The 21239-nt window shown below is 37.2% G+C and carries 13 protein-coding genes and 4 pseudogenes; 4 read left to right on the top strand and 13 right to left on the bottom strand.

Annotation, left to right across the window (positions count from 1 at the left end; genetic code table 11):
* Positions 1-65: 65 nt before the first annotated feature.
* The 5 genes and pseudogenes from LC087_RS17760 to LC087_RS17740 all read right to left on the bottom strand — a co-directional run bounded on the left by LC087_RS17760 (position 66) and on the right by LC087_RS17740 (position 2655).
* Entirely contained in the window at positions 66-611 is a 546-nt protein-coding gene (locus LC087_RS17760) for a hypothetical protein (protein ID WP_306019755.1), read from the bottom strand.
* A 101-nt stretch (positions 612-712) separates the two neighbouring features.
* Positions 713-1272, bottom strand: a pseudogene (locus tag LC087_RS17755) (recombinase family protein).
* Positions 1273-1447: 175 nt separating this feature from the next.
* Positions 1448-1720: a hypothetical protein gene (locus LC087_RS17750; protein ID WP_226542542.1), complete on the bottom strand. Its 273-nt coding sequence runs from the start codon at positions 1718-1720 to the stop codon at positions 1448-1450.
* 275 nt (positions 1721-1995) lie between these two features.
* On the bottom strand, positions 1996-2130 hold the full coding sequence (locus LC087_RS17745; protein ID WP_264190002.1) for a hypothetical protein: 135 nt from the start codon (positions 2128-2130) through the stop codon (positions 1996-1998).
* Between the two features lie 102 nt (positions 2131-2232).
* Positions 2233-2655 carry a hypothetical protein gene (locus LC087_RS17740; RefSeq protein WP_226542544.1) on the bottom strand — a complete coding sequence of 141 codons (423 nt, stop codon included), beginning with the start codon at positions 2653-2655 and terminating at the stop codon, positions 2233-2235.
* A gap of 66 nt (positions 2656-2721) precedes the next feature.
* On the opposite strand from LC087_RS17740, the pseudogene LC087_RS17735 reads away from it, so the two are divergent.
* Positions 2722-4078 (top strand): annotated as a pseudogene (locus tag LC087_RS17735) (IS1380 family transposase).
* A gap of 225 nt (positions 4079-4303) precedes the next feature.
* On the opposite strand, the pseudogene LC087_RS17730 reads toward LC087_RS17735, so the two are convergent.
* The 6 genes and pseudogenes from LC087_RS17730 to LC087_RS17705 all read right to left on the bottom strand — a co-directional run.
* Positions 4304-4510, bottom strand: a pseudogene (locus tag LC087_RS17730) (polymorphic toxin type 30 domain-containing protein); the annotation flags it as partial.
* A 15-nt stretch (positions 4511-4525) separates the two neighbouring features.
* Entirely contained in the window at positions 4526-4834 is a 309-nt protein-coding gene (locus LC087_RS17725) for a hypothetical protein (protein ID WP_226541059.1), read from the bottom strand.
* Positions 4835-4888: 54 nt separating this feature from the next.
* Positions 4889-5206, bottom strand: coding sequence for a hypothetical protein (locus LC087_RS17720; RefSeq protein WP_226541058.1), 318 nt, complete (start codon positions 5204-5206; stop codon positions 4889-4891).
* 16 nt (positions 5207-5222) lie between these two features.
* The gene (locus tag LC087_RS17715) at positions 5223-14900 is read right to left on the bottom strand and encodes a DNRLRE domain-containing protein (protein ID WP_306019754.1); all 9678 of its coding nucleotides are present in this window, start codon (positions 14898-14900) and stop codon (positions 5223-5225) included.
* 631 nt (positions 14901-15531) lie between these two features.
* Positions 15532-16062 (bottom strand): annotated as a pseudogene (locus LC087_RS17710) (transposase).
* 107 nt (positions 16063-16169) lie between these two features.
* Positions 16170-17066 (bottom strand): IS1380 family transposase, encoded by an 897-nt coding sequence (locus LC087_RS17705; RefSeq protein ID WP_226541070.1) that lies wholly within the window; start codon positions 17064-17066, stop codon positions 16170-16172.
* 241 nt (positions 17067-17307) lie between these two features.
* Here LC087_RS17705 and LC087_RS17700 point away from each other — a divergent pair, with 241 nt between their 5' ends.
* On the top strand, positions 17308-18471 hold the full coding sequence (locus LC087_RS17700) for a YncE family protein (protein ID WP_306019753.1): 1164 nt from the start codon (positions 17308-17310) through the stop codon (positions 18469-18471).
* Between the two features lie 92 nt (positions 18472-18563).
* Positions 18564-18881 (top strand): YncE family protein, encoded by a 318-nt coding sequence (locus LC087_RS17695; protein WP_306019752.1) that lies wholly within the window; start codon positions 18564-18566, stop codon positions 18879-18881.
* A 260-nt stretch (positions 18882-19141) separates the two neighbouring features.
* Here the strand turns inward: LC087_RS17695 and LC087_RS17690 are convergent, their stop codons facing one another.
* Positions 19142-19534, bottom strand: coding sequence for a recombinase family protein (locus LC087_RS17690; RefSeq protein WP_306020870.1), 393 nt, complete (start codon positions 19532-19534; stop codon positions 19142-19144).
* Between the two features lie 874 nt (positions 19535-20408).
* Here LC087_RS17690 and yjcZ point away from each other — a divergent pair.
* On the top strand, positions 20409-20498 hold the full coding sequence (gene yjcZ / locus LC087_RS17685; RefSeq protein ID WP_226541051.1) for a sporulation protein YjcZ: 90 nt from the start codon (positions 20409-20411) through the stop codon (positions 20496-20498).
* 366 nt (positions 20499-20864) lie between these two features.
* Here the strand turns inward: yjcZ and LC087_RS17680 are convergent, their stop codons facing one another.
* A complete protein-coding gene (locus tag LC087_RS17680) occupies positions 20865-21041 on the bottom strand; it encodes a hypothetical protein (protein WP_226541028.1) in 177 nt (58 codons plus the stop codon).
* Positions 21042-21239 lie beyond the last annotated feature (198 nt).

Genomic DNA, 21239 nt, shown 5'->3' with positions numbered 1-21239 from the left:
ATGGTATAAACTAACACTTAAACTAAATTGACCTTCAATAATATACATTAATATGTCTTTTATCCTTAAATCTTTTGAGCTAGAAAATTTTTAGCAACAACATATGAATTACCCATTACTAATAGAATGTAATCTGTTCTATCCTCTTCTCCGTTTCGATCATCTAGAGACAGCACAGTGGTTTTATATTGATACTTAGTTAAAACACTTCTGTATAATTCCATTAAATCACAAGGACCTTTAGCAAAAAGTCCAAATCCTCCGTCTAAAATTTTGTCAATTCTATAATTAAAGTATTCATCAAAAGGGATGTAACCTTTAGTATGATCGGCGTGAATTTTATAAAGTTCTCCAATTACTTCAGTAGTTGAACTCGTACTTCCTTTTAAAAAAACCTGAACCCACTCTTTGTTATAATTCCAAAGCATCTGATGTTCATTATATATATCCCATGATTGAAACACATCGTATTGAATTTTATGAGCTTCGATATCTTCACAAACAATCTGCCACTTCTCTAAAATTTCCTCTTCATCATAAAATGTTAAATTAATATCAATAATTAATGTATCTAAATTTTTTTTTAAAACCAACAAGATGAATGTCGACATCTGTCATATTACTTAGATTAGAAATTGATTCATCTAAATCTTCAAGCATAGTTGCTCACCCCCGTTACTAATAATCATATAAAAAAATAATAAAGTATTTTTCAATAACCTTTATCAAATTTTTCTAGGTATCGATACAGTGTAGTCTTACTAACTCTTGTTAATTCGGTAATTTCCCTAATAGTATAGTCCTTACTTTTGTACATTTTAATCGCAGCTGCTATTTTATCTTCAGGTTTTGTTGGTCTTCCACCTTTTCTTCCTCTAGCTCTTGCAGCTTGAAGTCCTGCTTTTGTACGTTCACTAATAATGTCTCGTTCAACTCTGCAATACTTGCAATTGTTCGAAAATAAAATTTTCCCATTGCAGTAGAAGTGTCAATACTATCATTAATCGAAATGAAATCAACTCCCAGATCCATAAATAACTCACTAAGTTGAATGAGATGTTGAGTGGATCTCGAAATACGATCAAGCTTATATACAACTACTTTGTCACCTGTTCTCAAAACTTTAAGAAGTTCTTCAAGCTCAGGTCTATCCTTTCTTGTCCCTGTCATTTTCTCCTTGTAAATTTTTTCTACACCGTATTCTTTTAAAGAGTCAATTTGCATATCTAAATTTTGTTCCTGGGTACTAACCCTAGCATATCCAAAAATCACCTAATATCATTCCTTTACAATCGACTTCAACCTCATTTTAGCACCAAAAACGTCTTTTACAACTATTTTTGTTACTTTGTTTTTAGACATGAGTTTTGGAACTACTATTCTATAAAAAATAGACGTTTTTATGTGGAACCACAAATAGTCCCGAAAACGTCCTTTTTTGAAACTATTATTTTATATAATCTACACAAATGTCATGTAGTTGAATATTTTCCTTTAAGGATTTTTCATTTTCTTTTTCTATAATATCTAACTGTAAATTCTCTTTTGTATAACCGTCAAAAAGCTCCATAATACTATAAATGGTCTCATAGGTTACATCGTATAATAACTTTTCGACATTCTCGCAATTATTTTTATTCAAAGCAACCTGAAACACCTCTTCTTGAATTTCATGTAAAGCTGTAAAGAACAATTCTTGGGTAGCTTTTAACTTTCTCATATAACTCTCCCTTCATCAATTATGCTATTTTTCCATCATTTAGGTGTCGATATAATTGTTTAACATCTTGTTTTTCTGGAGATGTAACACCTCCGTTACCCGTTTTTCTACCTTGTCCTCCATAGATTTCACCCGTTTTAGGATTAATGTTTCTAGTTGGTTGATGGACATGTGGAGATAATCCAGCATATGAATCAGTCCAAAATCTTTTAAACTGACCATTTACACTGTTTAATAAGAGTAGATTCTATTTGAACAAATCTAAACCTACGAATTCAAAAAAGAGCTTCATCGCTATTTAAAGCGTAATTCAAGTGAACAAATTCAATAAAGTGAATGGCTAATTTAATGTTTAATCCTCGTTTTCTACTTGTAACAGGTGGTGAATAATGAGAAATAATTGAATTCATTCCCTTGTCCGATATTAATTTATCTCAACAATTATTGTAAATGACGAAGATCCAAAAATGAACCTTGATTGGCTGGATGCCTTTCAAGGTTCTTATATAATACTAAATATTTATCTCACTAATAGCCATATATGCAGCCTCTCGAACAAGAGCATTACTGTGATTTTTATATTTTTCTAATAAAAATAGACTATTAGTTTGTTTTGAATAACCAATAACTTCTAATAAATTTGATAAAGCATAATTACCTAAATTATCTATATCTAGACCTGTTAAATCAAGCGTATAATCAGTTATTTTCTGATACATAAAAACTAAAACCATAACTTCTGTTTTTTTACTTTTTATCGTATCATCAAGATCTGTTTTCAATTTTTCCAATAGAAATGTTAATATATCTTCTATACCCTCAATGTTTTCATTACAATATTCATAACTTTCTAATAGATCGCATAGTTGATCTATGACTTTTAATTGTTTATCACTATCATTTGCCTGAATCCGTGAAAGGAAAATCATTTTCAACTATGCAAACCTTGGTATAATAAGTGTTATGAGCAAAATTCGGTTCAAAAATTTTTCACCAGGTAGGTGCATACGATGAAATTTATATTAGAAGATTCAGATGAAACCTTATCAACACATTCAGGATTAGGTTTAATTGGGCTACTCTTATCTAAAACGAAAGTGTGTCAACGTTTCTCTGATATCAAGATCCCCCAAATTCAATCAGCTCCATCGATAAACAATGGAAATATTATAAAAGCCTATATAGGCTTGTTGAGTCAGAGTAAAAATGATTTTGATCCTATCGAACCTTTTCGAAACGATCCCTTTTTTATGCGTGCATTGGATATGGAGAAAGTGCCATCAAGTTCAACACTCAGACAGCGTTTAAATCAAATCGCCAAAGAAGATGGATGGAAAAACATTATTCTCGAAGAATCCGTTCAGCTCCTTAAACAATTTGATTCTCCCGTCACACCCACGATGTTAAAAGACGAGAACGGGGAGGAGAAAGCTTTCGTCCCACTTGATATGGATGTATCTCCTTTTGATAATTCGAACACCAAAAAAGAAGGCGTGAGTCGTACCTATAAGGGATGTGATGGCTATGCGCCAAATTTCAGCTATCTAGGTCAAGAAGGATACATTGTCAATGTTGAATTGCGTGAAGGAAAGACGCATGTTCAAAAAGGAACAGACCACTTCCTTCAAGAATCCATTCGTTATGCCAAACAAATCACCGATCTTCCTCTACTCATTCGTCTCGATGGTGGAAATGATAGTGCGGATAATTTAAAGGTATGTGACGAAGAAAAGGTCGATTTTATTATTAAACGGAACCCACGAAGAGAAAATCCAGAGACCTGGTTAATGATCGCAAAAGAACGCGGAAAGGAGATCGAAGCTCGGGAAGGAAAACGAATATTTTACGGGTCTGTCGAAGCAACTCCTAAGAAAATGGGAAAACCCGTGCGTCAAATTTATAAGGTCGTGGAGCGGACGATCGATCGAAATGGACAAATTTTATTAGTCCCTGAAATCGAGTTCGAAAGTTACTGGACTTCTTTGAATATCGAACCTGAACAGGTCATTCCTCTCTATCATGAACACGGAACATGCGAACAATTTCATAGTGAATTAAAGACAGATTTGGATTTAGAGCGCTTTCCATCAGGAAAGTTTGCGACGAATGATTTAATCTTACACCTTGGCTGTTTTGTTTATAATCTGCTTCGAATCATTGGACAAGAAAGTTTAAAAGGAAGTGATGCCCCATTAAAAAAAGAAGGTGTTTCGACGTCGAATAAAAAAAGTCATTCAAAATCTAATTACCATTGCCTCTAAGATGGTTAGACATGCACGAAAAGTCTACTTAAAGTTTGGCAAAAATAGCCCTTGGTTCCATACGTTTAGAAGGATCTATTCGGTTTTCAGTACTTAGGCGGTCTTCATCCACTAATTTAAATTAGAAAAAAGAAAACATAGAAAAACCTGTAAAAATCCGTTCTTTTTAGAGGTTTATTTAGCGTGCTTTTTTTCTCTCTAAATAAGAGGTTTCCGTTTCCCTGTTTTAGGTCATGGAAAGCTTCATCATATCCAGGGTGTTCACTCTATTCAAAATACCATGATTGCGTGAACATCACTGCTAATACCACGGATTCAGGTCCTACTTAGGTTTTTTTATTGGTATATGAGTTTGATCAGCAATATTTTCATTATAGTGATTGCTATTTTGGTTTAATAAGTTTCTCTTATGCCAGTTTCCTTCACCATCCATATACCACTTCCCTCTTTGTACCCTCATGGTCCAACCTTTGCTAGCATTTGAATTAATAGGAGCAGATAAATCTTTACTGTGCATTCTAACTCTCCACGTAGCTCCATCCTTCTATTTATACTCAACACATTCTTTAATATTATCTGAAGCATGTAGAACTCTCTTTGAAGCATTTGATGGAATTTTGGAGATGACATCATCAGCCCAATTTCCCATACCTTTAGCAAACCTTAATCCCTTGGCTGCACCTGTCACATATTTTGCACCTGGTATCATACCTGTTGCACTTATGGCGGCGTTCTTATAATCACCTTCAAATGCGTAAAGGGCGGCATCCACTCCTGATGCAATCTGTCCCAAACCTGGGGCATATCCTGCAACATCGAGTGCTTGATAGGCTACATTTACGTAAAATAACAACAAAAACCTTGAAAGGCATTTAGCCAATCAAGGTTTGAGAAATGATATATACCCTTATTCTTTTATAATTTCGATTTTCTTACAAATTATCTCTCCATTGAAAGGATATGCCGAGAGTTTGATATTGAAAAAGTCATCAGTTTTTTTTATATCGACATCTTGCATAAAATAATGATGCTCTTTTTCTCCTTCAAAATATTTTAAATCATGTTTAAATTTAATCTCAAAACAATTAACGAATTCTACCCTTATTATGTGAATGTTATTATTAAACTCAAGTGTTACTTTATCATACCATTTACTAATAATAAAATCTGTCAAGGGTGAGTCAATAATACCTTCATCAATCAATTTTTTTTCATAAGAATTCAAATCACACACCTCCAAATTAATTTCTGTTATATGGTAAATGAGCATCAGGACTTTTATAATCTACACTATTACCATTTATGTCTAATGAATTACCATTTTTATCGTAAACATGCATGTGATCATATTTTGTCACTTTATCAGGTGGATCGACTCTAATCCTATAGTTGTTATCTAAATCTTTAATATGAACAAAATCATTTCCGTTAGGTCCGTTTTCTGACATTTTCCAACCTTTAGGTAGATTTTCTCTCAAGCCTTTTATAGATGTTTTAGTTAATTGTTTAGGAGTCATTTTATCAAGACCCTTAGCAGCAAACCTTAATCCCTTGGCTGCACCTGTCACATATTTTGCACCTGGTATCATACCTGTTGCACTTATGGCGGCGTTCTTATAATCCCCTTCAAATGCGTAAAGGGCGGCATCGACTCCTGATGCAATCTGTCCTAAACCTGGGGCATATCCTGCATAATCGAGTGCTTGATGCGCGACATTACTTACTTTCTTCCAGAAACTCTTCTCACCTGACTTCTTGGTCGTTGGTTTAGTCGCATCATTTTTCTTCGGACCATTTGATCCACCCTTGTTTTTTCCATTATCATTACTAGGCGGCGTTGGTTTATTAGGTGGGATAACCTTACTCCCTCTTGTTAAGATCTTACTCCCATCTGGGGAAGCATGATAATGACCAGTTGGATCCACAAAATTCACAGGATTATTTGTTGTATACGTATAGAGATGCTGCGTCCATGGATCGAATGGTGATCCTTTATACGTATCTTGAGAGATAAAACGCCCCGTGTCTGGGCTATAATATCTCGCGTTCATATAATGGAGTCCGGTAGACGCATCGTGAACGGACCCTGTGAACTTCACATCGTTCTTAAACGTTTTATCGCCGACTTCTTTTGGATTTCCAAAGTCATCGTATTCATACCCCTTGACACGTTTGGCATCTGAATCAATAATGTTCGTGACGCTACCTCGCAAGTCATAATGATAGAAGAAATAGTTATTTTCATAGACTCCATCAAAACGCTTCGATGCCGCAATCAAACCAGAAGGGTTTAAAATGTTTTCAGTCACCTTTTGGTTATCCTTGTCCGTCGAATACAAAAGGGCATCATCAAAATAGTAATACTTCTCCGTCAATCTATTTACATCACGACGGATTCGCTGTCCATCTCCATTATAATAATTCTTCGTCACAGAAATGTCTGATCCTGGTGTATTGGTTTCCACTTTGGTAAGCTCATTGGCTAAGTTATAGGTGTATGTCGTTTGAACATCTTTCCAAGAATCATCAATCTCTTTTTTAATCGTCTCTACTTTCTGGTTTCCTCGTTTGTCATACTCATATGACGCATGGGCTTTTCCATTTTTCGTCGTGGTCTTTAATTGATTAAACTGATTATACGTATAGACATAAGAGTCGCTGTCTTCTGTCATCGTCTTTCGGTTCCCGACTCCATCATACGTATAACTGGTCAATTTATCATCCACCGTCGAATGATCTAATCTTCCCACAGAATCATACTTATACGTTTTCTTCACCGTTTTACTTTGATCATAGTTAGTATCAATCGTTTCCTCTTCTACATACCCACGATTGTCATAAAACATCGTAAATTCTTCGAGTGTCGTTTCTCCTGATTTCTTATAGCTAATGGTTTCTGTCATGCCTGCCGTGTTATAGGCATAATCCACTACCGTATAATTCGATCCTTCTGTATCAAACTCGAGGTAGTTTTTAATCGTCCCTACCTGACCAGCGTCATTATACGTGTATCCCTGCGCAGTTTGTCCTTCAACTACAATGGATTCAAGGCGATTGTAATCATCATAGTTGTATTCAATATCTTGTTGTTGATCGCCTTCTTCCTTTGGATAAGACAAGTGAATCACATTATCACTCGCATCATAGGCATACGTAATGGCTGAACCTTCTTGCACCTCTTGTGTTAAGCGTCCTTTCGTATCATAGGCATAAGAAGTTGTGATCTTTTCTCCATCCTGAACATTGATCATCGTTTCACGATTTCCATTATCATCGTAATGGTAATTTGTATAATGATCTTCTCCATATATATCTTCTACCAGTTGATTCAGCTCATTATATTTGTGTTCCACGACAGAATCATCATTGTATATTGTTTCAACTAAATTTCCATTCAAATCGTAGGTAAACGTTTTGACCATTCTTTCACTGTCTGACGTATCCCCTTCATCGACTTCTTTTCGTACCTGACCAAGGGCATCTAAATACGTGACTTTTTCTCTTCCCATGGCATCTGTGACTTTATTTTTAATGAACTCCCCATCTTCTATATCATAGTCATACGAAGTCGTAAGCGGTTTTTCATCCACCATTTGAGTGACGGTTTTTAAGCGATTGAGCCTATCGTATTGATAGTCGGTTTGATAGCCTTCCCCATCAATCGAATGAAGGACATTTCCTTGTAGATCAAACACACTTGATGTCACAATATTCTTCCCCGAAGGGTCTGTAATCACGTGTGTTTGACGACTCAGTTCATCATACCTTGACTCTACAACTCGACCTTCGCCATCGGTCACTTTTGTCATATTTCCGATGAGATCATATTCATACGAAGTCACCGTTTTGGCCGCTTCTTCTTTGGCTAATCGGCCGACCTCATCATAATATTTTGTAATGGTTCGATTCTCTCCATCGGTGTAGGTGATCTTTTCATTGCCTTCGTCATCATAATCATAATGAATCGAATCCACATTTCCATTTGGATGAGTGGTTGTCTTTAACCGGCCCACTTCATCATACTCAAAATCCGTTAAATATCCTTTAGCATCCGTCACATCATCTAAATTATGAGTGAGGTCATAATTTCGTTCGATCGTATTCCCTTTGGCATCCGTCGTTTTCACTAATCGATCGAGTAAATCATATTTACTCTCTGTGATATTCCCTTTTGGATCTTTGATTTTCTTTGGGTTTCCTTGCTCGTCATATTCCACGATTTCTGTGACTTTGTTTAACGGTTCGATAATCTTTTGAACGCGCCCTTTTGAATCATACTTGTACGTGGTGGTATGACCGAATTCATTGGTCATCGTTTCTTGGTTCCCGATATCATCGTACGTATAGGAAATGGTTCTTCCTTCGGGATCCACCGTTTTTTCTAAATTCCCTTTATCATCATATTCATACGAAGTAGTGGCGGTGACAGTGACGCCATCTTCTTTTCTTACAGGTTCAATAATCTTACCGACTAAATTTCGATCGTTGTAGTCCTGGTAGTGTGTGACATTTCCTAATGGATCTTCGACCGTCTCGATATTTCCTCGATCATCATACGTGTACCAATGATGGAGCGTTTTCGTTATTATCTTACTCTCCTCATTCTCCTCATTGATAAAGGTATTATCATAATACATGTGCTCCACTAACATTTGATCTGTATATTCAAAATGCACAGTATGATTAGAAGGATCCGTTTTCGATTGAATGTTGCCATCTTCGTTATAGGTAAATGTCACCTTTTTTCCTTGATCCGATGTCATCGTTGTCTTGTTTTCTTCATACAAGAAAGTGGAATACTCATTTACTGGATCCGTGACTCTCTCCAGACGATCCTCTTTATACGTAAGTTCCGTTTCATATCCTTCCGCATCAATGAGCTTATCAAGTTCATTATCATCGTTATACTCATATTCTTCCGCATACCTTTGATTGTCATTGACTAGTTGCCACACTTCTCTTAAACGATGGAAATCCTTGTATTCAAAGGTGTATTCCCGTCCCGCATGATCAATCACCGTTTTTAAAAGGTCATCCTTGTTATAGTAGAAATACGTAATGTCATCTTCTAAAAGCCCTTCTTCATGTCCACTAATGACTTGTTCCACATTCCCACGATCATTGTATTTAAAGGTTAGCTGATTTCCATTCGGTTCAGAAAGAGACCGTAATTTGAGCTGTGTATCAAAATGATAACTGACTTGGTCTTTTCGCAAGATATCAACAGATCCATCTTGATTCTGCGTAAGTGTCATATGAATCCCTTTCGGCGTATCATACGTCCCTTGTTCATTTTTAACGAAACGATGTAAGCTACCATCGCCATCTTTTAAAATCAGTCCTACTTCTTTCCCGTTCTTATCGAATTCTTTTAGTAAAGCCGTATTAAACGAGAAATCCCATCCATAACCTAATGGCGTTTTCGTCGTGGATTGACTATTAAACGTGCGTCTCATCACCTTGGCTAACTGCGGAGACACGGTCACAAAATCCGTTGTTTGGTACACCAAGTTTCCACTACTGATGTTAATATAGCCATCCCCATGAGCCGTCGGGAACGTGCTGTAACCCCAATAATCTTGTAATCCTAATCGTTTATTAAGTTCTTCTTCATCTACGACCGATGCCCAAGCTTCGTTCGTGGGTAAACTTTCACGTGGCTTTCCATTAAATTCTTTTACAGACACGACTTTGTAGTAAAAGGTTTCGCCAAAATTCAAGTTATAGTCATTCCAGAATGGTTCTTTCACTTGATCGGCGACCATGGTTTCACTGGAAGGAGAAAATCCTTTTTCCTTACTACGATAAATGCGGTATGTCACATCAGCTGTCTTAGACGATTCCCAGCGTAATAATGTCATATAGTTCACATTCGAGGTGGCCGTTAGCTTCTCAGGTTGATCAATGAGATGGACCTCAAACGAGTGTCCGTTTGGATTTACATACACCACTTCTGATTCATACGCCTGTAAGGTTGGCGTCACACCCATCGATGAACTTGTTAGGGTTGCTCTTATTTTCAACTTCGTTCCCGTATGCGTGAGTGCCGTCGTTTCTTTAGGGTTAATGAATTCCCATGTGTCTCCACCATCGGCAGATGCCTCATAGGCAATGTCCGTACCTGCTGGTTTTTCTTCTGTTGGATTGAAATAGATCGTACTGATATTCCCCGCAAACGTCATGGCTTTTGATTCAAACGAACCTGTTTGGGAGGACTCAAGCAAGTGTATTTGATTACTGTCGTGCTGAACACCCAATAGGTTCTCTACTTTTTCTTGGTCTTCAAACGTGTCCATCAGTCCGTTTGTTCGGTAAGCATACGTACTATAATCAAATGAACCTTCCGCATCTTTTGTTCGAATATAGAGATGGTTCGTACTTCCTTCTACATAGTTCGTCGCATCAAACAAAATATTAGCAGTCGGTTGCTCCTCCGTATTGACTTTCTTCGAATTAATAAACACATCGGTTTCAAATTGATCCATTGCTTTCACTAACGAAATATTATCAAAAGCAAGCGTCGTTTCAGGTCCTTTTGACTGACCTTCCACTTGCAAGCGAACCGTCATGCCTGTAATGTCATCGGACGTCGTGAAAACTTTTTCATGCTGAACCCATTCATTTTTCTCCATATCAAAGGCGGCGGTTGAATCTACTTTGATTGATTCGACAAAGGTGCTTCCCTTATATAAATCAACAAATATGGATCCTCTCACATCGTCGACCTCATCAAAGAGATCCCCACTGACTTTATACGTTGTATTCGGTTCAATGGTTTTCCATTGCGAGTACGATGCACTCCCCCAGTTCCATGCAGGGTTTTCCATAAGTGATTCAAAGGATAGGACAGAGATACGTCCATTACTCGCATCAAACACACCGGTTGTCGCGCTTCCACCTTGTACACTGAGCGTCCAGTTTTTCGGTTGTTCCGTTCCTTCTTTCACATCAGGAATCGTTTCATCAAAGCTTCCATTCCTAAGCATATTCTCATCTGTAAACAAAGAAAGGTTGTTCACTAAAAAGTCAAGATGCGGAGATGGCCTCGTGATGACACTTCCTTTTTCTGGACTTAAAATATCGATACTTGGCTCAATGCTAGATGTGTCTCTTGTTTTCACCACGTTTGTCGTTTTCACTGTTTGATTTCCAGCTGCATCTGTCGCTGTTAGCTTGAGTGTATAATTGGTTTGATCTTCTAACAAACTCGTATCCCAAGCGTAGGATAGGTCGCTCGACTGACTCGTCCCCGACTGAATCTCGGTGAAAGACGAAGGGTCATCTTCTTGTCCATAAGCAAGTGACCATTGATACTCTCCTAAAGTTTCGTTCACTTCCTCCAATCGAATTGAATCAAACCAAGCGGTTCCTTTCGCGTTTGCATCCGTATGTTCGACTTCTAAATAGATCCGAACATTGGACGCATCATTTGGTGTCGTAAACGTGATGGTTTGACTCGTCCAAGGATGAATCCCTTCTAGTTGTTGATCACGACCATCATCAATCCAATAAAGACGAGAATTCGGATTTTCAGTCAAAATTTCAATGTTAAAGAAAGCATGCGCTTTTTCCAGTTCTGTTTTAATATCTCCAGATAGCGTATACGTCGTATTCGGTTTGACACTCGCTACATATGTTGAAGCAATATAACCCCATTCCGCTCCAGGGCTTGAAGAGTCTGGATTTATTTTGAGTGTCACTCTTTCTGGAGCATCGCCTTCTTGCTTATCAAAAGAATCGGTTCCTTTACTGGAAGAAATCACACCTTCATCATACTTACGAGACTCTCCCCAACCATCTAATCCTTTTGAAAAATCTCCGTTATAAATCAGATTGGTTGATGAAAGGGTGTTCGTCTCTTTATTGACTTCTACTAAACGAATCGAGTCAAACCAAGCGGTTCCTTTCGCGTTCGCATCTTCATGTTCCACTTCCAAATAAACTTTAAGATTTTGAGCTTCACTTGATGTAGTAAAGGTTATTTCATGGTTCGTCCAACCTTGAACACCAGATAAAGAAGTATCTCGGCTATCCACCCAATACCACTGTTTATTTTCTTCAAGCACTTCTATATTAAAAAAGGCATGCGCTTTTTGTAAGTCTGTCTGAATATCCCCCATTAATTTATACGTTGTATTGGGTTTGACCTCTATGAAAGAAGAAGTAGACGCAATGTATCCCCATTCTGAACTTGAAGAATCCGGATCTATTTTTAAGGATATTTTTTCCTCAGGTTCGGTGACTTCCTCATCCTTATCGGAATTATTCACGCTACCACTTGTATAAATCACACCCGTATCATAATAACGAGATTCACTCCACCCACTTAACCCACTTATAAAATCACCATTATGAATCAAGTTGGTTCGTGGTATCGGATTTTCAATGATCATCCGAATGTTTTCAATACCATCTACCGTTTGGTTTGCTTTTGGATACAGAAGCGAAACTGCCGGGGCCGAGGTATCTTTATATATGGTCGCCGATTTGGAATAACTGGTATTCCCTTCGCGGTCAATTCCTTGAATATGAACCGTATGAATACCATCGGTTAACTCCTCTGAAAGCTTCTTGGATCCACTCTCATTCGTGGTTCCAAGATTTTTCCACGCCCCACTATCGATTCGGTATTGGATGTTCGCTAAATAGCCGCTATCTTTTATCCCTTCCCATGAAACCACGTAATCTTGGTTGTTGCTCCAAGTAGACGGTTCAATCGATACGGTTGTGGGTGCACTTGGCCTTGTACGGTCGGGCGTGATAAGCGTGTGGGACTCAGAAAAACCAGAAGTATTTTGGTTTTTATCTACAGCTGCCACACGAAACGCCACAGAAGATTGATCAGGTAATCCTGTCACTGTATATTCGTAATCATTGCTTCCGGTATGCTTGACCTTTGCAACAGAACTCCATGATCCATTGACCTTTTTTTCAAGTGCATAATAATCAATGCCTGATGCGATATCCTCAGGAAGATCCGACACACTTTTCCATTTCACACTGGCTTGTACTTGGTCTCCACTGTTAGGTTTACTTTCATTAACGATCATAGCTGTCGGAGTTTGAGGCTGGTTTGGTCTCGTACTATCAGGAAGTGTAGGCATGGTTGCGCCTGACATATTTGTCGCCTTGTCATACTCTTTGTTGTACCCAATCACCCTAAACCAATAATTATGATTGTCTTTATACTTTCCACCAGAAGCAATATAGGTACTATTGGGGCTATTCGGAAGCTCCGCTCCTGTACCATTAACCGTTCCATCTTCGTCTCCATGAAGACTATATTTCCCATCTTTGATTTCGGATGTTGTTGGCCAAATTCCTTTTCCTTTTGTTGACCAGGATGTGCTTGTCCCTACATCGAAGTACTGATATTCTTCCCCATTATAAATAGCGACTTTATAATGAGTAGCTCCCGCGATTTTATCCCATGAAAGATTAAAATAACCCGTTCCTGTATTTTTTCCGCTTGAATGCGCAGTTACTTTTGGAGCTTTAGCCGTTCCTAGTGGGGTATGTGTAATTTCAAGTCTTGGTTTCTTATTACTACTATCGATGGCAGAAACAATCTTTTTCCAATACGATTTTCCATTCCCATTCGAATGCAATTTAAAACCGTAGTTAGGGCGTGTTCCTTTATTCCACTCTTTTACCGTACTGGTGACATCAAATGTCGCCCACTGGTTTTTTCCCACACTCACAATTCCTATATTCGTAGATGAAGGACGTTCATTCCATGTTATTGATCCTGCAGACCATGATTTATCTACACGATCCAACCAAAGATTGGTGTTATAAGATACACTACTATGTGTGACATACACTTTTAATTGAGCTTTTTGTGTCATCCACCCATTCCCAACGGTAAATCCATTCGTTTGCGGTTTAATAAAGGCATAGCACGTTTTAGTCGTTGAGTCATAGTAACCGATTTTTAGTAAATAAGTCTCACCATATCCTTTATCATGTTTATCATTAGGTGTACTATAATTTTCATTTCCATATTTGCTCATAACAAACGCATCTTCTGCAATCCCTAAATCTTTAACCGTTGGATCAATATAAACCGGATATTGACGTTCGGGTGCTAATAACCACTCTGAATCAGCCTCTAACCCTATAAAATATCCGTTCTCTGTTTCTTCAAGAGAAAACTCAACAGCTTCCGAACGAAGATACTCTCCTTTTTCTTCATCAAAATTCGAGTCTTCCATAAAGGGCTTGGGAAGCGAAAAGATCACCTTGTCTTTATCATCTATAAAATCGATTTCCCCGTGATCTGTGAGCTGTGCTTGTAAATCTGTTTTGACCTTAAATGTAAACTGATGATATCCTTCATACGAGTTTAAGATAAGATACTCTTTTGTATGTCGTGCAAACGCAATGTTTTGTAGATCAATTGATGGGAATACATTCTGATGGGTAATGGTATTCTCTTCAAATACAGCTTCAACATCTGTAACTTTTAGAGTTTCTTTTTCTTCTCCAGATGCTTCTATAAGTGAATGCGTTAGAGAGTAACCCTCACTTTCAAATGTGGCATACTCTCCATTCTTCATTTCTTTTAAAAATGTCGTATCTAAAAACGTATTTTCTGTTTCTAGCTTGTTCTCATCGGAAGAGTCTTCGACTAGATCCGTTGATATATCCTCAAATGACTCTTCACCCTCCTCTTTTTTATGAACAGGCTCCAAGTACACTTCTTCTTTTATCGTTCCGTCCCCATTATAAAAAAACTTGGAGGTTTCTGTTCGCATGTCAATAATTTCTTCTCCAGCCTCAAATCCCTCAAATTGAGATAGATCAACCGGTGGTATTGTTTCCAAATCTTCCATTTTCACTTCTTCTTCAGAAGATTGTTGGTCCGATTCTTCTACTTTTGTTTCATTGTTTTTTTTGCAGGGTTTCTGCCAAACCATGCAATGGTATAGACGAAAAAAATAAAATAAAGGCAAGAAACATAGCAATATACTTTGTCAGTCGATGTTCATTCATTCTTGCTGCACACCCCATTCTCATATATTTTTCACGTTACTTCCTATCAGTTTCTTTTCTAATATTTCAAGGAAGTAACAACCTTTACTTAGAATACAAGAATAGGAGTAGTGAAATCTAGTCAACATAGGAACCATTACATACAGATTATGATTCTCTAACCTTATTATGGTTTGTTATAACAAAAAGAAATACAGAATCTTTGTCAACTTCTGCTTTTTTCATAGTCATTAGCACCATTGTTTATGAAAGAAATAATACTGAGAAAAATTCGGCTATGTTTCATGATGAGGAGATAAAAGAAATGAAGATATTTGAAGAAATTTTGTTGTTTTGTTCACTTAGAGTAGAGTCAATTTGAACCTGAATTATTCATAGCTTAAAATTCGCATGCATTATTTGGGATTTATTAGTGAGGTACGCTCGATTTTTCATAATGAAATGAAGAATTGGATAGGAAATCAGTTAGTTTATTTAGATCCCTCTATATAATAACCATTATTTTGAATTAATCATTAAAAAAGGGCAGACTTCTCCTATAGTGATAAGTGCAGTTTAAAAGTGTAATATTTTAGAATGGATTAAAGTCATATATTCTATTTGGGGTAAACGATGAATGTTTTGGAGTGTAGACCAAAACTCTTTTTTATACAAACAACTTCCACACATCTTAAACGTCTGATAACGGGCAGAATTCACTACTTTACCCGCGATTTTCACCAGTTGAATTCGTACGGTTTCCATTCGGTTCTTTTTCATTTTTTTAGGTAAACATAAACGACGAAATCAGTTATGAAAGTTGTAAGCGAGCATGTTCATTTGTAACTTAGTAGCATTTGTATAAAAATCAGGGCTACTTAATTGATCAAATGAAAATCCGCTTTCCCCTTCTTTAATGAAATTTTCCATTGATCCTCGAAGTTGATAAAATTTGATGACATTCTTGGGTCTGTAACTTAGATTGGTGACAATAAACGTATAGCGAAAAAGCAACTCTCCAGGCGGTTTTTCTAGTTTGACAACCACTCTCCGTGGCTGATCCCAACTAGCAGCTTGATACTCAAACTCTTTATAAGAAAAGCGCAAGCGCCCGTCTAACGACGAAGGGGCTTGAGCACTTCGTATGAGATAAAGGAAACACGAAAAGCCGCAGGGCTTCGATGTTAACTTATCATAAGGAGAAGGGCGAAAACTTACGAGTCGTTGGGCGCTGGAGCTAGACAAAAATAAAAGCACCATCCGAATAAGGACAGATTTTTATACTTTCTTACTCTGTAAAAAACGTAAGGCTTCATCGGCTTGATATCCAATCGATCTCTTAACACGTCTTCTATTTCTTGCGCTTTTGATTCTAGTTTTCGGTTTGTTTTAAGCCTGATGGCATACTTTGCGCCATGTTCTTCTACTAGTTCATAAAGGGCTGGAACGGCAAATCCACTATCACATCGAATCACAATGGAAGCCCAAGGGTAGTTCTTGTTTATGTGTTTGAGAGTTGGACCCACGAATTGAACCACATTCCTTGAGGTATACACATGGCCAGAACGAAGCGCAGCTTTTATACAGTCTCCTGTCAATCCATCAAACATAAATAAAGGATGGTATCCATTGGTTTGATAATGAGCATTGTAACTTGTTCCATACTGGTTCCCGCACGCTTCAAAGTTTGCCGAATCTAGGTCTAGAAGAAAATAATTACTGGATTGGAATTTTTGAACATGATCAAAAAAGGTTTGATTGATCTTTTGAAGCTGTTTCAAGGTATCCTTATCAAACTTCTGATTTAACCGAGATATGGTTGGTTGTAAAGCTAATCGTTCTTTTCCTAATATCGAAGTAAAAAGCGGTTCTTTCTTTAGTTCATCCGCATGGTCATCTGTGTGGTATCCAGCGACATGTTGATAAATTTTTTGTATGATTACATCACTATTGGGATGAGTATGATGATAAACAGAATCATTCACCTGTAACGTTTCTTTTATTAGGCGACTAAGACCCAGCTTTTCATCGAAGTCTCTATATAAAAGAAGGCCAGAATCCGATGTTAGATTTCCACCTTCAAAATTTACTTTCTTTCTATCTGACGCAATTAACTTTTACCTATCGTATGATTGCCCTTTAAGTGCATGAGAACACACAAAAACCCCCTAGTTTTCCATACTAAGGGGTTCGTATCAAGTCCAGAAACTTTGCAGAACATCGAGTATCGCACTATTAGTATATTTTTATTTTAACAATGTGTACCTAATTCTTCGAAAATCCGCACTCGTCCATGCAGGACAGTCTTCCTTTGCATAGAGTATATAAAATAAGGAAAGGAGGTCGTGAACAATGTCTATTTTATATACAACGGGTCCGATTTTTAGAACGAATTTAGAGTTAGTTTTTCTTTTAGTTCGAAATACAGACCCCTCTAACAGCGCGAGTGTATCCGTACGATTTTTCGACGAAAATTCCTCTCCTGAGACACTCGTCAACTCGGTTTCATTTACAGTTAACGCAAATAGCACGGAAAGGTTTGAGTCCCCTTTAACACCATCGTTTTTAATTGAGGTGGAGATCGATTTAGCCAATCGAAGCGACACAACCACTACTGCTGTCGTTCAACCAACTTTAACAGCTTTTGAAGACGCCACGAGCGAGTTTGATCAATTCATTCGTTTATTCGTGTCTAGCCCAAAGGTTTTGCAAGATATAGACTATCCGATCACTCCGCAATTAAATCTATTTTTACCGGATATAATCAATTGTGAAGGACAAATATCGGGGGATGTCTCGTTTAACGGTGTTCCTCAAGCAGGAGTAGATGTTAGTTTTACTGCTGAAACGTCGGGTGTTTCGTTTGTTCCGAATCCTGCAACAACGGATATGAATGGTAATTATGTAACGAGTGTGGTTGTGACTCCACCAAAGCCTCTGACAAAAACCGCAATTACTGCAAGTGCTACCGTGAATGGACAAATCGTGCAGTCAGTTGGTGTGACAGAAGTTGTACGCTTATTGCTATATGTTACGAACTTTGGTTCCAATAATGTATCCGTTATTAATGCCTCTACAAATATGGTGGTTGATACCATTACAGGCATTACAAACCCTACTGGAATTGCCGCAAACTCCGTCACAGGTTTAGTATACGTAGCTAATCAAACAATAAATGTATTATCCGTAATCGATGCGACAACTAATTTAATTATCAACACGATTACAGCAGGTATGGCTGTCGATGATTACGGGGTTGCTGTTAATCAAAATGAAAATTTAATTTATTTAGCGAATAACGTCGGGAGCACCTTAACTATTATTGATGGGACATCTAATATTATTATTGATACTGTCACCATAGCTCCCACTGCGAAAAGTGTTGCTGTTGATCAACAAAGGAATCTAATCTACGTCACATCTCAATTTCTAGATATCGTCTCCGTTATTGATGGTGATAATGGTTTTGTAATTACTGCGACTGTTACTTTGGGAGTGATCCTTTTGCAGATTTAGTAGTCAATGAATTCACAAATAAGGTCTATGTCACTACAGATGATAATCTTGTAAATGACCCTGTTCTCGTCATTGACGGAGATTCATTTGTCGTGACCGCTACAATTCCAGTAGGTAATTTACCCATAGGAACTGCTTTAAATGAAGATAGGAACCTCATCTATGTTACTAATTCATTGGACAGTACTATCTCAATTATTGATGGGAACTTAGATGTAGTTGCTGCAACCATAACCATTTTTTTTGGGGGAAGTACCACTTTAACAAGTGTAGCTGTTAGTGAAAACCTAAATATTCTTTATGTTGTCGATCTAACAAACAACAGTGTTTATGTCATTGATGGTGTTACAAATATGGTAACGACAACGATTTCAGTTGGGGCTAATCCCAGAGATATCACGTTTCTTTAGGTAAGTCTTGTTCATAACGATGTTGCATTAGTGAATTTAGTAGAAATAAAATAGTACCAGGTACTAGTTCAATAAGACGGGATTCAACAGTGAGGCGTCGCGGGCGGACGAGTCACGAAAAAACTCGGGGGTCTATTCCTCCCGAGCTGTTTCTTTGCGTTTATTTAGTTCTTTGTAGAGTAACGCCTTGCTCATGCCGGCTTCTTTCGTTATCTCGCTTATCGATAACTCGCCTTCATCGCATAGTTTTAACGCTTTCTTTACCTTCGATTGGTCCATCGGATTACGTTACGTCCGCACTGTCTTCCTCGTGCTCTTGCTACTTCGAGTCCTGCGTGTGTTCTCTCTCGAATCATGTCTCGTTCCAGCTCGGCCATGATGCTAATCATTCCGAACATCGCCCGGCCCATTGCGGTTGACGTGTCAATACTTTCATTTAAGCTAACGAGTGCGACTTTTCTTTTCGTTAACAAGTCGGCTATTTCGTATAGTTGCTTGGCGTTCCTGGCGAGTCTATCGAGTTTATAAACGATTAACGTATCGCCATCTCGCAATATATCGAGACACCTATGTAATTGCTCCCGATCCCATTTACCGCCGCTATCTTGATCGGAGAATATTCGTTCAGCTCCAGCCTTCTCAAGTGCGTCCACCTGCAAATCTAGACGTTGCCCCTTTGTCGCATCTTTAGCGTATCCTATATTTATCGTCTATACCGCTCTTCCATGTTTATACTCTAAAAGATACATAAAACGATTTTTAATTGTCAACTTATAATTTATAGACGAGTTTATATAATTATGTACGGGTTTATGAACGGATGAAAGGGTATTTTTATAAATGTCTATTAACCTTCTATTTTAAGGACTATTAATGATACCTTTTTGTTGGTCACAAAACTCAATGATATTGTTCTCTTAACCCTTGATAATGAATCATAAAAAACTCCATATAAAAATGTAATACCAATAAATATGTTCTTTAATTTTATAAAGCTACGCAATAGTGAACGTATGACATTTGGTGATATATTCCTTGTTATTCAGTGATATGAACATAGCACAGCTAATTCATTTGGATCGTTGTAATCACTGTCGCTTAGTACGAGAAAAAATCAACGATTATTACAAGTAACCTCTCCTAATAAAGTGACAGGTGATCTTTCACGACCCTATTTTAGCAGCTGTACTAACAAACTTCTTCACGAATAAAACACACGTTGCCATTAGGGGGGTCCCTCCTTTCAGAGTGAGTGAAATAAAAAAGTGTACTGAAGACGAAGTGAATCAAAATTAGTCAAATAGCCCACTTTTCACTCGCGAAATACAGGACCAATTATTAATGCGAAAGCTATTTAAAAACAGAATTTTCTCGCTTTTTAATCTTATGATTAAAGCCTATTTGGTACTAATTACAATGCTAGTTAATAACCCATTTTTTTATTTTTCAGAATTTTTCCGCACTTGTCCAAACAGGACAAGCATCATCGGACATACTATTAGTAGAGAAAGGGAGGTGCTATAACATATGGCTGATCTAAGTAGTATTGCATTTGTCATCGTAGCTTTTGTCCTTCTAGTCATCGTTGGATGTTCGTGTTCAAATAACCTTTATTAGATAAAGATTCATTCAAAAAAGAAAGGTGGTGTTGTCTTATGGGTAGATATAATTGCTATGGAGGATGTGGATCACCTATTTCACTCATACTTGTCTTATTTGTATTATTAATTCTTGCTGGATTGGCATTCCTTGACGACTAACCTTATACAACGGGACGGAAAGTAGTTACTAGACTTTTACCGTCCTGATTTTTATTTATGAGATTTTAAGAAAAGCGAAAACGCACGTTTAGCTAGGTATACAAAGAAGAACATCAACTAATAAATAGATCGTCAACAGCCACGACGAGTCAGCTAGGCTAGCAGTAAGACTTACCTATACTATATCTTGACATGTTTAACGGAACAGGTAGGTAGATAGTAATCAAGCTTTCTCTTTAGTCTGTTGTTCATTTTTATGTTCATTAGCTAAAAATTTCACCAATTCCATCATCTGCTCTTTCAATAATTTGTTTTGATTTTCAAGATATTCTAATTTTTTAAACTCACTCTTTAACTCCTTTGTCTCCTCAATGAGTTGATCTAAATCCTCTATTAACAAAAAAGCCACACTCCCTTCCTAAATCAATTTAATCAAAGGTTATATTTATACATTAATATGTTTTATAATAACAAAATCATTGACCTATTCTACTAAATTTTAACCATTGTTGAGTCAAATGTAAACGGTTAGCTCTTAATTTAGTTAAATTTAACAAACAACATGAAAATGAATAAAAAAAGATCCCTTTTATTAGGG

It is taken from the genome of Bacillus carboniphilus (assembly GCF_020524035.2).
Taxonomy (GTDB): Bacteria; Bacillota; Bacilli; order Bacillales; family JAIVKR01; genus Bacillus_CC.
Note: the sequence above shows the minus strand (reverse complement) of the source record. Positions and strands in the feature narration are given on the sequence as shown.